At 64.6% G+C, this 15097-nt stretch carries 14 protein-coding genes; 11 read left to right on the top strand and 3 right to left on the bottom strand.

The genetic code is table 11. The features are described from left to right. Window positions 1-39: 39 nt before the first annotated feature. The gene (locus CXK94_RS17585) at window positions 40-1962 is read right to left on the bottom strand and encodes a sigma 54-interacting transcriptional regulator (RefSeq protein WP_102895307.1); all 1923 of its coding nucleotides are present in this window, start codon (window positions 1960-1962) and stop codon (window positions 40-42) included. A gap of 220 nt (window positions 1963-2182) precedes the next feature. Here CXK94_RS17585 and CXK94_RS17590 point away from each other — a divergent pair, with 220 nt between their 5' ends. The 9 genes from CXK94_RS17590 to CXK94_RS17630 all read left to right on the top strand — a co-directional run bounded on the left by CXK94_RS17590 (window position 2183) and on the right by CXK94_RS17630 (window position 9171). Continuing rightward, the gene (locus CXK94_RS17590) at window positions 2183-2665 is read left to right on the top strand and encodes an MSMEG_0572/Sll0783 family nitrogen starvation response protein (RefSeq protein WP_102895308.1); all 483 of its coding nucleotides are present in this window, start codon (window positions 2183-2185) and stop codon (window positions 2663-2665) included. 51 nt (window positions 2666-2716) lie between these two features. Continuing rightward, window positions 2717-3697: a Nit6803 family nitrilase gene (locus CXK94_RS17595; protein ID WP_102895309.1), complete on the top strand. Its 981-nt coding sequence runs from the start codon at window positions 2717-2719 to the stop codon at window positions 3695-3697. After that, window positions 3684-4784: an MSMEG_0568 family radical SAM protein gene (locus CXK94_RS17600; RefSeq protein WP_102895310.1), complete on the top strand. Its 1101-nt coding sequence runs from the start codon at window positions 3684-3686 to the stop codon at window positions 4782-4784. The genes CXK94_RS17595 and CXK94_RS17600 overlap by 14 nt, the downstream gene beginning before the upstream one ends. A gap of 11 nt (window positions 4785-4795) precedes the next feature. Beyond that, the gene (locus CXK94_RS17605) at window positions 4796-5356 is read left to right on the top strand and encodes an MSMEG_0567/Sll0786 family nitrogen starvation N-acetyltransferase (RefSeq protein ID WP_102895311.1); all 561 of its coding nucleotides are present in this window, start codon (window positions 4796-4798) and stop codon (window positions 5354-5356) included. Next, on the top strand, window positions 5349-6371 hold the full coding sequence (locus CXK94_RS17610; RefSeq protein WP_102895312.1) for a sll0787 family AIR synthase-like protein: 1023 nt from the start codon (window positions 5349-5351) through the stop codon (window positions 6369-6371). Before CXK94_RS17605 ends, CXK94_RS17610 begins: the two co-directional genes overlap by 8 nt. Window position 6372: 1 nt before the next feature. Beyond that, window positions 6373-6690 (top strand): MSMEG_0570 family nitrogen starvation response protein, encoded by a 318-nt coding sequence (locus tag CXK94_RS17615; RefSeq protein WP_102895313.1) that lies wholly within the window; start codon window positions 6373-6375, stop codon window positions 6688-6690. A 42-nt stretch (window positions 6691-6732) separates the two neighbouring features. Then, a complete protein-coding gene (locus CXK94_RS17620; RefSeq protein WP_102895314.1) occupies window positions 6733-7998 on the top strand; it encodes an MSMEG_0569 family flavin-dependent oxidoreductase in 1266 nt (421 codons plus the stop codon). Window positions 7999-8091: 93 nt separating this feature from the next. Then, complete coding sequence (locus CXK94_RS17625; protein WP_102895315.1) at window positions 8092-8682, top strand: TetR/AcrR family transcriptional regulator; 591 nt, start codon at window positions 8092-8094, stop codon at window positions 8680-8682. Between the two features lie 9 nt (window positions 8683-8691). Beyond that, complete coding sequence (locus CXK94_RS17630; RefSeq protein ID WP_102895316.1) at window positions 8692-9171, top strand: DUF1348 family protein; 480 nt, start codon at window positions 8692-8694, stop codon at window positions 9169-9171. Between the two features lie 124 nt (window positions 9172-9295). Here CXK94_RS17630 and CXK94_RS22465 read toward each other — a convergent pair whose 3' ends face one another. Together CXK94_RS22465 and CXK94_RS17635 are read right to left on the bottom strand one after the other, a co-directional pair. Beyond that, window positions 9296-9448, bottom strand: coding sequence for a hypothetical protein (locus CXK94_RS22465; protein WP_180984445.1), 153 nt, complete (start codon window positions 9446-9448; stop codon window positions 9296-9298). Window positions 9449-9591: 143 nt separating this feature from the next. After that, the gene (locus CXK94_RS17635; RefSeq protein ID WP_102895317.1) at window positions 9592-11025 is read right to left on the bottom strand and encodes an aldehyde dehydrogenase family protein; all 1434 of its coding nucleotides are present in this window, start codon (window positions 11023-11025) and stop codon (window positions 9592-9594) included. A 318-nt stretch (window positions 11026-11343) separates the two neighbouring features. On the opposite strand from CXK94_RS17635, the gene CXK94_RS17640 reads away from it, so the two are divergent. Continuing rightward, complete coding sequence (locus tag CXK94_RS17640) at window positions 11344-12690, top strand: MFS transporter (RefSeq protein WP_102895318.1); 1347 nt, start codon at window positions 11344-11346, stop codon at window positions 12688-12690. 153 nt (window positions 12691-12843) lie between these two features. Continuing rightward, window positions 12844-14523, top strand: coding sequence for an ABC transporter ATP-binding protein (locus CXK94_RS17645; protein ID WP_102895319.1), 1680 nt, complete (start codon window positions 12844-12846; stop codon window positions 14521-14523). The last annotated feature ends 574 nt before the right edge of the window (window positions 14524-15097 follow it).

Here is a 15097-nt window from a genome sequence, read left to right on the forward strand (position 1 = left end):
GAGATGAGGCGGTGCTCGCCAGTGACTGGTGTGGAAAGCTCACTCCAGTTGACGAGAAAGGCCCAGCTTCTTGAGGCGTGAAGCCAGCGTCGTGGGCTTTACCCCCAGCAGCTCTGCCGCACCGTCGGGGCCGAACAGCCGTCCGCCGGCGGCGGCGAGGGCAGCCCGGAGGTTTTCCATCTCCAGGGTTCGTATCTGCTGCTCGGTCAGGATACCAGCGGCATTGGACGGCGCATCCTCCGCCTTGTGCGTATCGCTTGCTGGTGAACGATTGGGCAGGTCGATACGCAGCTCCAGGCCGCTGGAAGTGATCAGCGCGCGTTCGATGACATTCTGCAGTTCACGGATGTTGCCCGGCCAGGCATAACCCTGCAGACGAAGGATGTCACCCTTGCTCAGGCGGCGTCCGGGCTGGTTGAGACGCTGGCCGATCTGCTCGACGAAGTGGCTGGCCAGCAGTGGGATGTCCTCGCGGCGCTCGCGCAATGCAGGCGACTGCAGCGGGAAGACATTGAGGCGGAAGTAGAGATCCTCGCGGAAGCGCTTGGCCTCGACCTCTGCGCGCAGGTCGCGATTGGTGGCGGCGATGATGCGTACGTCCACGCGGCGCGTGCGCTCCTCGCCGACTCGCTCGAACTGTCCTTCCTGCAGTACCCGCAGCAGCTTACTCTGCAACTCCAGTGGGATTTCACCGACCTCGTCGAGAAACAGCGTACCGCCGTCGGCCAGTTCGAAGCGACCGACACGATCGCGCAGGGCGCCGGTGAAGGCGCCGCGTACGTGGCCGAAGAACTCGCTTTCGAATAGGTCGGCCGGAATCGCGGCGCAGTTGACCCGGATCAGTGGGTGCGCGGCGCGACGGCTGGACTGGTGGATGGCGCGGGCGATCAGTTCCTTGCCGGTGCCGGACTCACCGTTGATCAGAACGCTGGCATCGGTTGGGCCAACCACGTCGATCTGCCGCACGATCTTCAGAATCGGTTCGCTCTGGCCGACGATCTCGCGGTAGCTGTGCTCGATGCGGATCTCCTCCTGCAAGTAGGCATTTTGCTGTTCAAGACGCTGCTTGAGCTCCTTCAGTTCCTCCAACGCGTCGTGCAGACGCTGCTGGGTGCTCATGCGCTCGGTGATGTCGCGAAACACCACCACCGACCCGACGATACGGCCGTCGGCGATGACCGGCGTGCTGGTGAATTCCACTGGGAACATGCTGCCGTCGCGGCGCCAGAACACCTCCTGCCGCCCCTCATGCACCAGACCGTCGTGTACGGCCTTGTAGATAGGGCAGTCTTCCACCGGGTAGTGGCTGCCATCAGCATGGCTGTGGTGGTGGATGCGGTGGATGTTCTTGCCGATCATCTCATCCTGTTCCCAGCCGAGCATGCGCGCCGCGGCCGGGTTGACATAGGTGGCTAGGCCCTCGCTGTCGATGCTATAGATACCGTCGCCGACGGCGCTGAGCAGCAGGTGGTTGTCGCGCTCGGTTTCCTGGAACAGGTTGAGGATATTGCGCCACTCCAGCAGGCCTCCGCGCATGGTGCGCTCGGTCTGTGCCTGGTCGAGCAGATAGCGCTGCTCGCTGCGCTCGCGCAGCACCAGGATCAGATAGAGCACACCTCTGAGGCGCAGTGTGGTGGCAGAGATTTCCAGCATCACGCGTTCGCCATCCTTGCGTGTGCAACTTAGTTCGTCACTCCAACCCTTACCGGTCTCCAGCAGTGCTTGGGTGAACACGATCAGCTCTGGCAACTGATGGCCGAACAGGCGGGTAACGGTCATGTCCAGCAACTCGTGACGGGCATAACCGAACAACTTGCTGGCGGCGATATTCATGTCGACGAAACGGTTGGCCACCGGATCGAACTGCACGATGGCCTCGCTGCAGTGCTCGAACACCATGTGCCGGGAGGCATAAGCCATGTCGGCCCAGCCGGTGAGATGATCCGGCTCACTTCCATTCATCCTACGAAACCTCGTAATCGCCCCTACGAACTTTCGTTTTTATACGAGACTTCGTAGCTCCTGCATAGACGCAGAACGACTTTCTAAAACCGTATCAGGCAAATAACTATCTGATTTATATAGGTAAATATAAATATCAGGAGAGGCTGGCACGGCCTTCGCTCTAGTTGGCAAGCACGGTGATTCCCACCGTGAACATAAGCAGAAGAGGAGAGCACCCATGCCGAGCGTCGACATCGCCCACTACAAGGACGGCGACTTCCTGGTCAATTACGAAGAGAAGGTCTTCGAAGACATCAAGGCCGAACCAGGCGAAAAGGCCCTCATCACCTTCCACACCATCGCCTTCGAGGGCTCCATCGGTCTGGTCAACATGCTGCAGGCCAAACGCCTGCTGCGCAAAGGTTTTGAAACCAAAGTACTGCTCTACGGACCGGGCGTACAGCTGGGTGTGCAGCGCGGCTTCCCCACCCTGGGGAACGAGGCCTTCCCCGGCCACCTGGCGGTCAACAACCAGATCAAGGCTTTCATCGAAGAGGGCGGCGAGGTCTACGCCTGCCGCTTCGCCCTGCAAGCACTGTACGGACAGACCGAGAAGGCTCTGATCGAAGGCATTCGTGCAATCAACCCGCTGGACGTGATGGACCTGCGTCTGCTGATGCGGCGAGATGGCGCGCTGATCATCGACACCTGGACTGCCTGACCCATTCCGCCCCTCCTGCGGGAGGGGCTCCGTTCGTACAAGGAATCCGCCATGGCCATCGTCCGTGCCGCCGCCGTTCAACTCTCGCCCGTGCTGTACAGCCGCGAGGGTACCGTCGAGAAAATTGTTCAGACCATTCTGCGGCTTGGCCGCGAAGGCGTGCAGTTCGCCGTCTTCCCGGAAACCGTGGTGCCGTACTACCCCTATTTTTCCTTCGTGCAGCCTCCGTTCATGATGGGTAAGGAACACTTGCGGCTGCTCGAAGAATCGGTGCAGGTGCCGTCCGCTGCTACCGTCGCCATTGGCGACGCCTGCCGCGAAGCGCGCATGGTGGTCTCGCTGGGTATCAACGAGCGTGAAGGTGGCACCCTCTACAATGCCCAGTTGCTGTTCGATGCTGACGGCAGCCTGATCCAGCATCGGCGCAAGATCACCCCCACCTACCATGAGCGCATGGTCTGGGGGCAGGGCGACGGTTCTGGTCTGCGCGCCGTGGCCAGCCAGGTCGGCCGTATCGGTTCGCTGGCCTGCTGGGAGCACTACAACCCGCTAGCGCGCTATGCGTTGATGGCTGATGGCGAGCAGATCCATGCTGCGATGTTTCCCGGCTCGCTGGTGGGCGAGATATTCGCCGAACAGATCGAAGTCACCATCCGCCACCATGCGCTGGAGTCCGGTTGCTTTGTGGTCAACGCCACCGCCTGGCTGGAACCGGAGCAGCAGCGACGCATCATGGCCGATACCGGCTGTGCGTTGGGGCCGATATCCGGAGGGTGCTTCACAGCCATTGTCAGCCCTGAAGGCAAGCTGTTGGGCGAGCCGTTGCGCAGCGGCGAAGGGGAGCTGATTGCCGACCTCGACCTGGCGCTGATCGACAAGCGTAAACGGATGATGGATTCGGTCGGTCACTACAGCCGCCCGGAACTGCTCAGCCTGCTGATCGACCGGACCCCGACCGCCCATGTGCATGAGCGCATGATGGCGCTGCCCGGCCGTAGCGAAGTCGAGGAGATCGAGCATGCCAGCCTCTGAACGCACCGCCGCCCTCGACCTGCTCAGCGAACTGCAGTGCCATGGCGCACGCTGGCAGGACGACGGTCCCGGCTTGTCGCGCAAGGGCGGCGCCGGGCCATCCGATCACAAGGCGTTGTCGCTGGACGGCCACACCGCCATGGTACCGATGCTCAACCAGGCCTCGCTGGATTCACCCTATGTGGTGCGCCCGCAAGGACCTGGCGAGCTGGCGCTGATCTACCGCGACGGCGAACAGGTCGGCCAGGTGCGGGTGCCGGGTGTGCCGAACTTCTATGCGCGCAGCACGGCTGACGGTATTCCTTACTGGAAGATCGCCACTCTGCATAGCCATGACGTGCTCGCCACCACACTGCTGCAGCACTGCATCCGCATGAACGATGCTGCCAGCGCCTGCCAGTTCTGCGCCATCGGCCAGTCCCTGGCCAGCGGCAAGACCATCGCGCGCAAGCGCCCGGAACAGCTCGCCGAAGTGGCCAAGGCCGCCGTGGAACTCGACGGCGTCAAGCACATGGTGATGACCACCGGTACGCCGCAGACCTCCGACCGCGGCGCGGCCATCCTCTGCGAATCGGCGGCGGCGGTCAGTACCGCGGTGAACCTGCCGATCCAGGCGCAGTGCGAGCCGCCGGATGACGATGCCTGGTTTCGCCGCCTGCGCGACAGCGGTGTGGTAACGCTGGGCATGCATCTGGAGGCCGTTACCGAGGAAGTGCGCCGACGCATCATGCCGGGCAAGGCGCAGGTGCCGCTGGAGCGCTATTTCTCGGCCTTCGAAACCGCTGTCGAAGTGTTCGGCCGTGGTCAGGTCAGCACCTACATCCTGGCCGGGCTGGGCGACAGCGAAGAGGCCATCGCGGACATGGCCGAACGGCTGGCCGCGCTCGGCGTGTACCCCTTCGTGGTGCCTTTCGTGCCCATCGACGGTACGCCGCTGGCGCAGCATCCGAAACCAGACAGCGCCTTCATGCAGCGTCTGTATCCGCGCATTGGCGCCAGCCTGCAGCGCCATCAGCTGCATTCCGAACAGATCAAGGCTGGCTGCGCCAAGTGCGGCGCCTGCTCGGCCCTGAAGCGCCACGAATAGGGAAAACAACCATGGCCGAACATGCCTTTGCCCTGAACGACGACACCTTCCGCGACTTTCTCACTGGTGATCTGCTGGTCAAGCCTGCCACCGAGCGCTGGGAGCGCGATGCCTACTATCGCTTGCGCTGCGCGGTCTTCGCCGAGGAGCAGGGGTTGTTCAGCCAGGACCGTGACGCCCTGGACTTCACCGCGTTGCCGATCGTCGCCATCGCCTACAACTGCGGCGTGGCCGACCGGGTAATAGGTGCGGTACGCATCTACGAGCAGGAACCGGGGCTGTGGTACGGCGGGCGGCTGTGCGTGGAACGCGCCTATCGCCGCCACGGGATGATCGGCAAGGCGCTGGTCAACGAGGCGGTGTCACGGGCCATCGAGTTGGGCTGTCACACCTTCCTGGCCACCGTGCAACAGGCCAACGAGGCCTACTTCCACAGCCTGCACTGGCACAGCCTGCAGTCGCTGCAACTGCTTGGCCGCGCGCATGTGCTGATGCAGGCGCGACTGCAATGTTATCCCTTCATACCGCGGGAAGTGTCGTTGCTGCCACTCAAGGAGCAGCGTCATGGCTGAGGCATTGCGCAGAAGCGAATCCCCGGGGTTGGGCGAGTTGCTCGCCGCGCTGTACGACACGCCGGCCATGCGTGCCAAACAGGCCATTCAGCGCCCCGCGCGGAGCTTTCCCGGCCAGGTGCTGGAGGGCGACGCTCGCTACGCGCTGCCTGGCGACGACACGGCGGCCATTCGTTGCGGCGATCATTACCAGTTGCTGGCCATCGAGGGCATGTTGCCGGCGTTCGTCGAGTCCGCACCCTGGTTCGCCGGCTGGTCGGCGGTAATGGCCAACGTCAGCGATATCGCCGCCATGGGTGGGCGTCCCAGCGCGGTGGTCAATGCCTACTGGCACCACGACGAACGCCAGGCTGGCGAACTGCTCCGGGGCATCCGTGAGGCCTGTCAGGCCTATGGTCTGCTCCTGGCGGGGGGGCATACTCACCATGGCACCGATGCCAATGCCGCGCTGGCGGTGGCCATCACCGGCATTGCCCATCGCCTGCTGTCCACCCTGCATGTCGCCCCTGGCCAGGTATTGGCGATGGCCGTCGACCTGGATGGCTGCTGGCACCCCGGCGTGCCGTACTGGAAGGCTTTCGAGCAACGCTCGGGCGAGCGCCTGCGCAGCCAGCTCGACGTGCTGCCGCGTCTGGCCGAAGGCGGCCTGCTGAGCGCAGCCAAGGACATCAGCAACGCCGGCCTGCTGGGCACGCTGCTGATGCTGCTGGAGCCGACCGGCTGTGGTGCAACGCTGGAGCTGGATGCGCTGCCGCGCCCGGAAGACGGCGATCTGCTGCGCTGGCTGCAGGCGTTTCCCAGCTACGGCTTCCTCCTGACCCTGCCGGAACATGTCTGGGGCGACGTACAGACCGCCTTTGCCCTGGAGGGGCTGGCATGCGCCCGGATTGGCCGGATCGACGCCACTGCCTGCCTACGAGTGGAGCAGGGCGGGGAATCCATGCAGTTCTGGAATCTCGCCAACAGGCCATTCACCGGTTTTACCCAATCATCCACTGCGAGTGAGGACTTTTGAGATGCCTGCCGTCAACTTCAAACTGCGCTGGCCCGATGGGCAGGAAATGTCCGGCTATTCGCCGTCCACCGTGATCTACGAGCACCTCAGCTCTGGCACCAGCTACGCACTCGAAGACTTCATCCTACGTGCCGAGAACGCCCTGAATGCTGCCTCCGAGCGGGTCAGGGAGGTCAAGGGTTTCTACTGCAGCTCGGCCATGGACACCCTGGGTGCACTGCGTTACCACGCGCGCCGCTATGAGGGCGGCAACGTGCACATTCTCGATATGCAAACGGCCCATGCCGGGCAGGTCAACAGCGGCTGGAGCTCGTTCTAGCTGCCACCCATCCATTCGCACAAATCACCAAAGGAGCACCATATGCCCAGCCATCTCAAGTCCGTGCTGGTTCCTCACCACCAAGTCATTATCGTTGGCGGTGGGCAGGCAGGGTTGTCTGCCAGCTACTATCTGCAGCAGCAGGGCATCGACCATCTGCTGCTGGAAAAGCACAGCCTCACCCATAGTTGGCGTACCCAGCGCTGGGATGCTTTCTGCTTGGTCACGCCCAACTGGCAGTGTGCGCTACCAGGCTATCCCTACGCAGGGGACGATCCGCACGGGTTCATGAAACGCGAGGAAATCATCGACTACCTCGACGGTTTCATCCGCAGCGTAAACGCGCCGGTACGGGAAGGCGTCACGGTATTGCGGGTTGGCCCGCGTCCGCAGGGCGGCTTCGCGGTGCAGACCAGCGCCGGTGAGTACAGCGCCGATCAGGTGATCGTCGCCTCCGGCGGCTATCACACCCCGATCATCCCGCGTCTGGCCGAACGACTGCCGGCCGGCATCACCCAGCTGCATTCGGAGCAGTACCGCAATCCCCAGGCCCTGCCGGAGGGCGGCGTGCTGGTGGTCGGTTCCGGGCAGTCCGGGGCGCAAATCGCCGAGGACCTGCATCTGGCCGGGCGAGAGGTGTACCTGGCGGTGGGCGATGCGCCGCGCTGTGCGCGTTTCCACCGCGGCCGCGATGTGGTCGACTGGTTGGCGGACATGGGCTACTACGACATCGACGTCGACCAGCATCCGCTGCGCGAGGGCGTTCGCGACAACACCAACCACTACGTGACCGGTCGTGACGGTGGGCGTGACATCGACCTGCGCAAGTTCGCCCGCGAGGGTATGCAGTTGTTCGGGCTGCTCAAGGGCCTCGACGGCACCACGCTGCGTTTTACCGACGATCTGGCCGCCAGGCTGGATGCCGCCGACGCCGTCTACAACCGCATCAATGCCAGTATCGACGCCTATATCGCCGAGCAGGGCCTCTCCGCGCCGGCCGGCGAGGTCTATCAGCCAGTCTGGCATCCGCAGGCTGCGCCTACCGATCTGGATCTGCACGAGGCGGGCATCAGCAGCATCATCTGGTGCATCGGTTTCAGCCCGGACTTTTCCTGGGTCGATGCCGGCGTGTTCAACGGTCGCGGCCAGCCGGTGCACAGTCGCGGCGTCAGCGCGGTCTCGGGGTTGTATTTCCTCGGCCTGCCGTGGCTCTACACCTGGGGCTCGGGGCGCTTCTCCGGGGTTGCCCGGGATGCCGAGTACCTGGTCGAGTGTATCTCCCGGCAGCGCAGGGCTGTCATTGGCTGAGTCGCCGTCCGTCGGCCGCTGCGCTACAGGCATTGCCACTGGAGAATAGTCGTTCTACTCTCATCGAGAACGATCATTCTCAGGGGCGACAGTATGCTCGAAGACTCCTCCCTGCAGTTCAGGCTGCTGCGGTCCACGGAACGCCTGGTCTATGCCGGCGGTATCAATGCCACCGGCATGGATGCCATCGTCAGGGACTCGGGCGTGGCGCGTAAAAGCATCTATCGCCTGTATCCGACCAAGGAGGCGCTGGTCGCAGCGGCATTGCGCCAACGTGACGCACGCTGGATGCGTTGGTTCATCGAAGGGACGGCGACAGGCGCGCCCCGCGAACGCCTGCTGGCCATCTTTCCGCTGCTGCGCGGCTGGTTCGCCTCCGCCGATTTCCATGGTTGCGCCTTCATCAACGCTGCCGGCGAAATCGGCAATGCCGACAGTGAAATCCGCGCGGTGGCGCTGCTGCACAAGCAGCGTCTGCTCGCCTACCTGAAGGAACTCGCCGAGGCCGACGGTCTCGCCGAGGCGGAGGAAGTCGCCAGACAACTGCTACTGCTGATCGACGGTGCCACCACGGTGGCGATGGTGACCAGCCAGGCCGATGCCGCCGACTCTGCCGGCAGGGCAGCACAGCTGCTGCTGCAAGCCCTTACGCCCAGCGATGGGCGCCACCCCACGAAAGCATGAGGTATCGTTATGTTGTCCCAAGAAAACATTCGTCCGCCGCTTCCGCCCTTTACCCGGGAAAGCGCGATAGAGAAAGTTCGCCTGGCCGAAGATGGCTGGAACAGCCGCGACGCGGCCAAGGTGGCGCAGGCATACAGTCTCGATACGCGCTGGCGCAACCGGGCCGAGTTCGTCAACGGGCGTGATCAGGCGCAAGCCTTTCTCGAGCGCAAGTGGGCCAGAGAGCTGGAGTACCGCCTGATCAAGGAACTCTGGGCCTTTACCGACAACCGAATCGCCGTGCGCTATGCCTATGAGTGGCGCGACGATTCCGGCAACTGGTATCGGTCCTATGGCAACGAGAACTGGGAGTTCGGCGCCGACGGCCTGATGGTCAATCGCTACGCTTGCATCAACGACCTACCCATCCAGGAGTCCGAACGCAAGTTCCGCTGGCCGCTGGGTCGCCGCCCAGATGATCATCCGGGGCTGTCCGAACTGGGACTCTGAACGTCCGGCGAGGCCTGGCACCGAAGGTGTCAGGCCTCGTTGCTTGCGCTTCAGTCAGCGGACTGATGGCATGCGCCTGGCAGGCTGCTTTACTGCTGCATGGACCGGAACCCTGCGAGGGAATCTAGATGAACCGCAACCTCGCCATGGTCTGGAGCGGGGTGGCGTGCTCCTTGTCGAGTTCTTCGGCGGGCAGGGTGGCGAGGCTGGCGAAGAACAGCTGGTCGGCCCAGCGCTTGTACTGGCTGAGCATGCTGGCCATGGCGACGTTGATCATCGGAGGTTCTCCCTGGGGTGGGGTGACGAGCGTTCCCCAGCGCTTTTCGCACGGGAGTACTGGGTATAGACCATTCGCCCGAGGCGGTCGATGTCCGCCTGCCGCGCCCCGCGGATCGCTCCGCCGCGGGGCGCGGGCCTGGCTCAGAGACGGATGATCACCGATTTGAGCTGGGTGTAGTGGGAGAGGGCATCGATGCCCTGCTCGCGGCCGTAGCCGCTCTGTTTGAAACCGCCGCAGGGCGTCTGCACGAAGCCGCCGCTGTACTCGTTGACCACGATGCGTCCGGCCTCCAGACCGGCGGCGACCCGGTGCACGCGGCCGATGTCGCGGCTCCAGATGCCTGCGCCCAGGCCGAACTCGCTGTCGTTGGCCAGGCGCAGGGCATCGGCTTCGTCCTGGAAGGGGATCACGCAGAGGATGGGGCCGAAGATTTCCTCCCTGGCCAGGCGCATGTCGTTGCGCACGCCGGCGTAGACGGTGGGCTCGACGTACCAGCCGCCGCCGAGATGTTCGCCACTGGCGACCTTGCCGCCGATCGCCGGCTTGAGGCCGTCACGCTCGGCGACCTCGAAGTAGCTCTGGATCTTCTCGAACTGGGCGCGAGTGGTGATGGGGCCGGAGGTGGCGTCGAACTGCGGCCCGACGCGCAGCGCGGCGACTTCGGCGACGAGCTTGGCGAGGAAGCGCTCGTGGATGTTCTCCTGCACCAGCAGGCGGGTGCCGGCGCAGCACCACTGCCCGCTGTTCCAGGTGAAGGCGCGCGTGGCACCCTTGGCAGCAGCGTCCAGGTCGGCGTCGTCGAACACGATATTGGCCGACTTGCCGCCCAGCTCCAGGGTCAGCGGCAGGATGCGCTCGGCGGCGATGCGGCCGAGCTCCTGGCCGGCGGTGATGCCGCCGGTGAAGGAAATCTTGCGCATCAATGGGTGACGGGCCATCTCCGGGCCGAGCACGCTGCCCTTGCCGACTATCACGTTGAACACGCCGGCCGGCAGGCCGGCTTCCTCGACGGCGATGCGGGCCAGCTCCACCAGCGAGGCGGAGGTGTGTTCGGACGGCTTGGCCACCACCGTGTTGCCGGTGGCCAGGGCCGGGGCGATGGCCCGTGCGGCCTGATGCAGCGGGGCGTTCCAGGGCAGGATCACGCCGATCACGCCGAAGGGGTCGCGGCGGGTGTAGACGTGATAGTCCGGGCCCTGGTTGATGACCTCGCCGTCCATGACGTTGACCAGGCCGGCATAGAACTCGAAGTACTGCGCGACCAGGTCCACCAGGGCTGCCATCTCGGCGCCGGGCTTGCCGGTCTCGGCGCTTTCCAGGGCGCCGAGGCGGTCCTCACTGCCGCGTACGATGCGCGCCAGCTCCAGCAGGATGCGGCCGCGCTCGGAGGGACGCATGGCGCGCCAGGCGGGCAGAGCCCGGTTGGCATCGTCGATGGCGAACGCCACGTCCTGCGGGCCGCTATTGGCCACCTCGGCCATCTTCTCGGCGCTGCGCGGGTCTAGCTTGTCGACATAGAGCCCGGTGCTGGGCTGGACCGAGCGGCCGCCGATGTAACTGTCCACTTTCAACATCTTCGAGTCTCCTCGTGCGTTTCCGGGCCCCTTGATCGGGTGCGCCTCTTGTTTGGTCGATGCCCTGGGCATGGTCGGCAGGTTGGTGGCTACGGCGGGCCCGTTCAACGGAGATTTCGGCTGTCTTCAGTTGAGAAAACCTCAGCCATCGAATCGCTGCGTCGCAAAAGGCGAGGGCCCGAGCCATACGGGCTGCGCCATTGATGAATTGACTTTTAGTCAAGCGACAGCGGCGGAAATCTCGCTTCACCGGTCCCGGCGTCGGTGCCATGGTTCACGTCAACGACAACAAGAAGACATGCTCACAGGAGCCATGCCATGAACCAAGACAATAGTGCGATATACAACCTGATGCCTGAGATCGGCGCGCCTGCCGACGCGGCCATCCAGGGGCGCAAGCTCGACAGGACCGAACGCAAGGCGATAGTCGCCGCGACGCTCGGCACCATAGTCGAGTACACCGACTGGGTGATCTACGCGACCTTCTCCTCCATCCTCGCCAAGCAGTTCTTCCCCGCCGGCAACAGCCTGACCGCGCTGTTGTCGGTACTCGCCGTGTTCGCGGTCGGCTTTCTCATGCGCCCGATCGGCGGCGCGGTGCTCGGTGTGTTCGCCGATCGCTACGGGCGCAAGAAGGGCCTGACCCTGTCGATCCTGCTGATGTCGGTGGCCTCGCTGGTGATCGGCATCTGCCCCAACTACGAGAGCATCGGCATCGCCGCGCCGATCATCCTGGTGCTGGCGCGCCTGACCCAGGGGTTCTCCGCCGGCGGCGAGTTCGGCTCGGCCTCGGCCTTCCTGATCGAGTCGGCGCCGGCCAATCGGCGCGCCTTCGCCGGCTCCTGGCAATGGTTCGCGATCAACGCCGGCACCCTGGTGTCGTTCCTGCTCGGGGTCGTCCTGGCCTCGGTTGGCAGCGACACCGCCCTGGAGGACTGGGGCTGGCGGGTGGCCTTCGTCATCGCCGCGGCGCTGGGCGTGCTGACCCTGTGGATTCGCCTGTCGGTACGGGAAACCGAGGTGTTCAAGTCGCGTGTGGCGAAGAAGGCCGAGGACAAGCGGCCGATCCGCGAGATCTTCACCCGGCACCGCAAGGACGTGGCGCGGGTGATCGGCGTGGCCATGGCCGGCAACCTGCTCAACTATGTGTGGATGGTCAGCTATCCGTCGCAGGTGCATCTGCTCACCGGCATGTCGATTCGCGAAACGCTGCTGGCCGGGGCCATGGCCGTCGGCGTATCGCTGCTGCTGATGCCCTTGGTCGGCATGCTGGCCGACCGCGTCGGCAGGCGTCCGGTGCTGATCGCCTTCGCCGCCTGTGCCGCGCTGTGGGCCTGGCCGAGCTTCGCCCTGCTGCACGAAGGCATCGGCCTGCTGGAGGTGGCGCTGCTGCAGACCGTGTCGATGGTCATCCTCAGCGGTTTCGGTGCGGCCTCGGCGGTGACCATGGCCGAGCAGTTCCCGGCCGAGGTGCGCGTCACCGGCATCGCGCTGCCGTATGCGCTGTCGGTGACGCTATTCGGCGGCACCTCGCCCTACATCATGACCGCCATGGCGGGCTGGGGGTACGGCCATCTGTTCTGGATCTATCTGGTGGCGGTCAGCCTGGTCAGCCTGCTGGTGTACATCCGCATGCCGGAGATGAAGGGCCAGCCGCTGCGTTGAGGCTCGTACCTTGAAGCCAGGCTGATCAGTCAGTGCACTCGTAAGTCTTGCTTCAAAGCCCGTGCGGCCGGGCGCGTATTGTCCGCTCGTGCGTTGGTGTCGACCAGGCGCCAGCCGCGGAAGAATGAACCATGCCCCAGGAGGTGGCTCACGATGGATGCCTACGTCAGACCCATAGCCTATCGCCAGGTGCTCGGCTTCGTGGCCGGTCTGTGGCTGCGCCGCCGTGGCTATTTCTTCCTGGGGCTGACCCTGACGCTGGCTGCCACCGGATTCGACCTGCTGCTGCCCTGGGCCTCGGCGCAACTGATCGAGAGCGTCGCCGGCAGCGCCGACCGGGCGACCGTTTGGCAGAGCTGGGCGCTGCTGCTGGTGGCATTCGCCGGTTTCGCCGTCAGCCGCAACCTGGCCCATCGCCTGTGGATTCCGCTGGCGGCGCGCAACATGCAGGCGGTGCTGCTGCAGGGCTTCGAACACGTGCTGTCGGCGCCTGCGGACTGGCATGCGAACCAGGCCACCGGCGATACCGTACGCCGCCTGCGCCGGGCGATGGAGGGGTACGACGCGGTCACCGACGCCGCCACCATCCACCTCGGCCCGGCGCTGGTGGTACTGCTCGGCCTGATCCTGATGATCGGCTGGCGCGAGCCGTTGGCCGGGGTGCTCGCCTTGCTGGTGGCGCTGGCCTTCGTCGCCAGCAACCTGCTGGTGGGCATGCACTGGATTCGTCCGGCCAGCCTGCAGGCCAACGCCAGCGACAGTCGGCTCAGCGGCATAGTGGCCGACGTCCTGGCGGCGTCGGTGACGATCAAGGGCTTCACCGCCGAAGGGCGCGAGCGCAACCACATGGCGCAGGTCGCCGGTGCCTGGGGTGCTTCCTCGGCCCTGGCCTGGCGCCGTTTCGTCGACCTCGGGCTGGTGCAGAACCTGCTGTTGCTGCTGTTGCTCACCGGCCTGAGCGGCGTGGCGCTGTACACCTGGACGCGCGGCGACACGGGTGCCGGCGACGTGGCCTTCGCGGTGACCTCCTTTCTGCTGATGGCCGGCTACCTGCGCGGTTTCGGGGAAAGCCTGCGGGTGGCGCAGAAAGGCCTGGAGGATGCGTCCGATGCGCTGCTGCTGAGCGCGCTGCCGAGCGAGGAGCGCGCCGGCCGGGTCGTCGAGGACATGGTCTGGCGCGGCGAGGTGACATTCGAAGGGGTGAGCTTCGCCTATCCGGCGACCGCCTCGCGCGTGCTGGAGGGGCTCGATCTGCACCTCAGGCCCGGGGAAACCCTGGCTATCGCCGGTGCCAGCGGTTCCGGCAAGTCGACCATCGCGCGCCTGTTGCAGCGCTTCTACAGCCCCGATGCCGGGCGCATCCTGCTGGATGGCCAGGACATCGCCGGCTTGCCGCTGGCCACCTTGCGCCAGCGCATCGCGGTGGTGGCCCAGGAGCCGATGCTGCTCAATCGCTCGATCCGGGAAAACATCGCCTACTCGCGACCCGGCGCCAGCGAGGAGGAGGTGATGGCGGCGGCCAAGGCCGCCTGCGCGCACGATTTCATCCTGCAACTGCCGCAGGGCTACGACACCCAGGTCGGCGCCTATGGCGCGCGTCTGTCCGGTGGTCAACGCCAGCGTCTGGCCCTGGCGCGTGCGCTGCTGGTGGATGCGCCGCTGCTGGTGCTGGACGAGGCGACCTCGGCGCTCGATCCGCACACCGAAAGCCGGGTGCTGGCGAACATCGCCGCCTTGCGCCCGCGGCAGACTCGCCTGGTCATCGCGCATCGGCCCGCGGCGATACTGGCGGCCGACCGAGTGGTGTGGATGGCGGCTGGCAGGGTCGAGTAGAGCACGGCCCGGCGAGCGGTGTGAATGGCGCAGGGGCGCCAGCTTCAGAAATGTCCTACGTCAGCTAAGCGGAGAATCAACGTCATTGGAGAATCAATGACTTACGCATCTAACGTGAGAATTTCATGGGCTGGTAGCGTCAGCTACCGCGAGATTTTCATTGCGAAAATCATCTAAGTGGAGATTTTCAAGGGCGTAGGTTCAGCAACATGCCCCCAACCCCTCCAGAGGGAAGAATCTCTCGGGCAAGACTGGGCGCGCATTGGCAGATTGTCAATACTCGTCAAATGAGTGTAGCAATGCAGCCGGTCATCCCTATGGGATGGCCGGACAAAGATCGAATGGTCAGGCTCGACAGTTAGGATGGATTTGATGCAGGCACATCAAGGATCTGATGCCAGGGCTGAAGCAGCATCAGCGGGAGACGATTCCAGCAAGCCAACAATCTAGCAGGCCGTTGAAAAACTCGGCTTCAACTGCCCCAACCCGTCCGGTTTGGCGCTTTTTCAAGCGCTTTGGCCTAACGGAGTCCAAACAAGGCCTGACTTCAGGCCTTTTTGACAGGTTTCAGCAC

Origin of the sequence: Stutzerimonas stutzeri, from assembly GCF_002890915.1 — a bacterium.
Lineage (GTDB): Bacteria > Pseudomonadota > Gammaproteobacteria > Pseudomonadales > Pseudomonadaceae > Stutzerimonas > Stutzerimonas stutzeri_AF.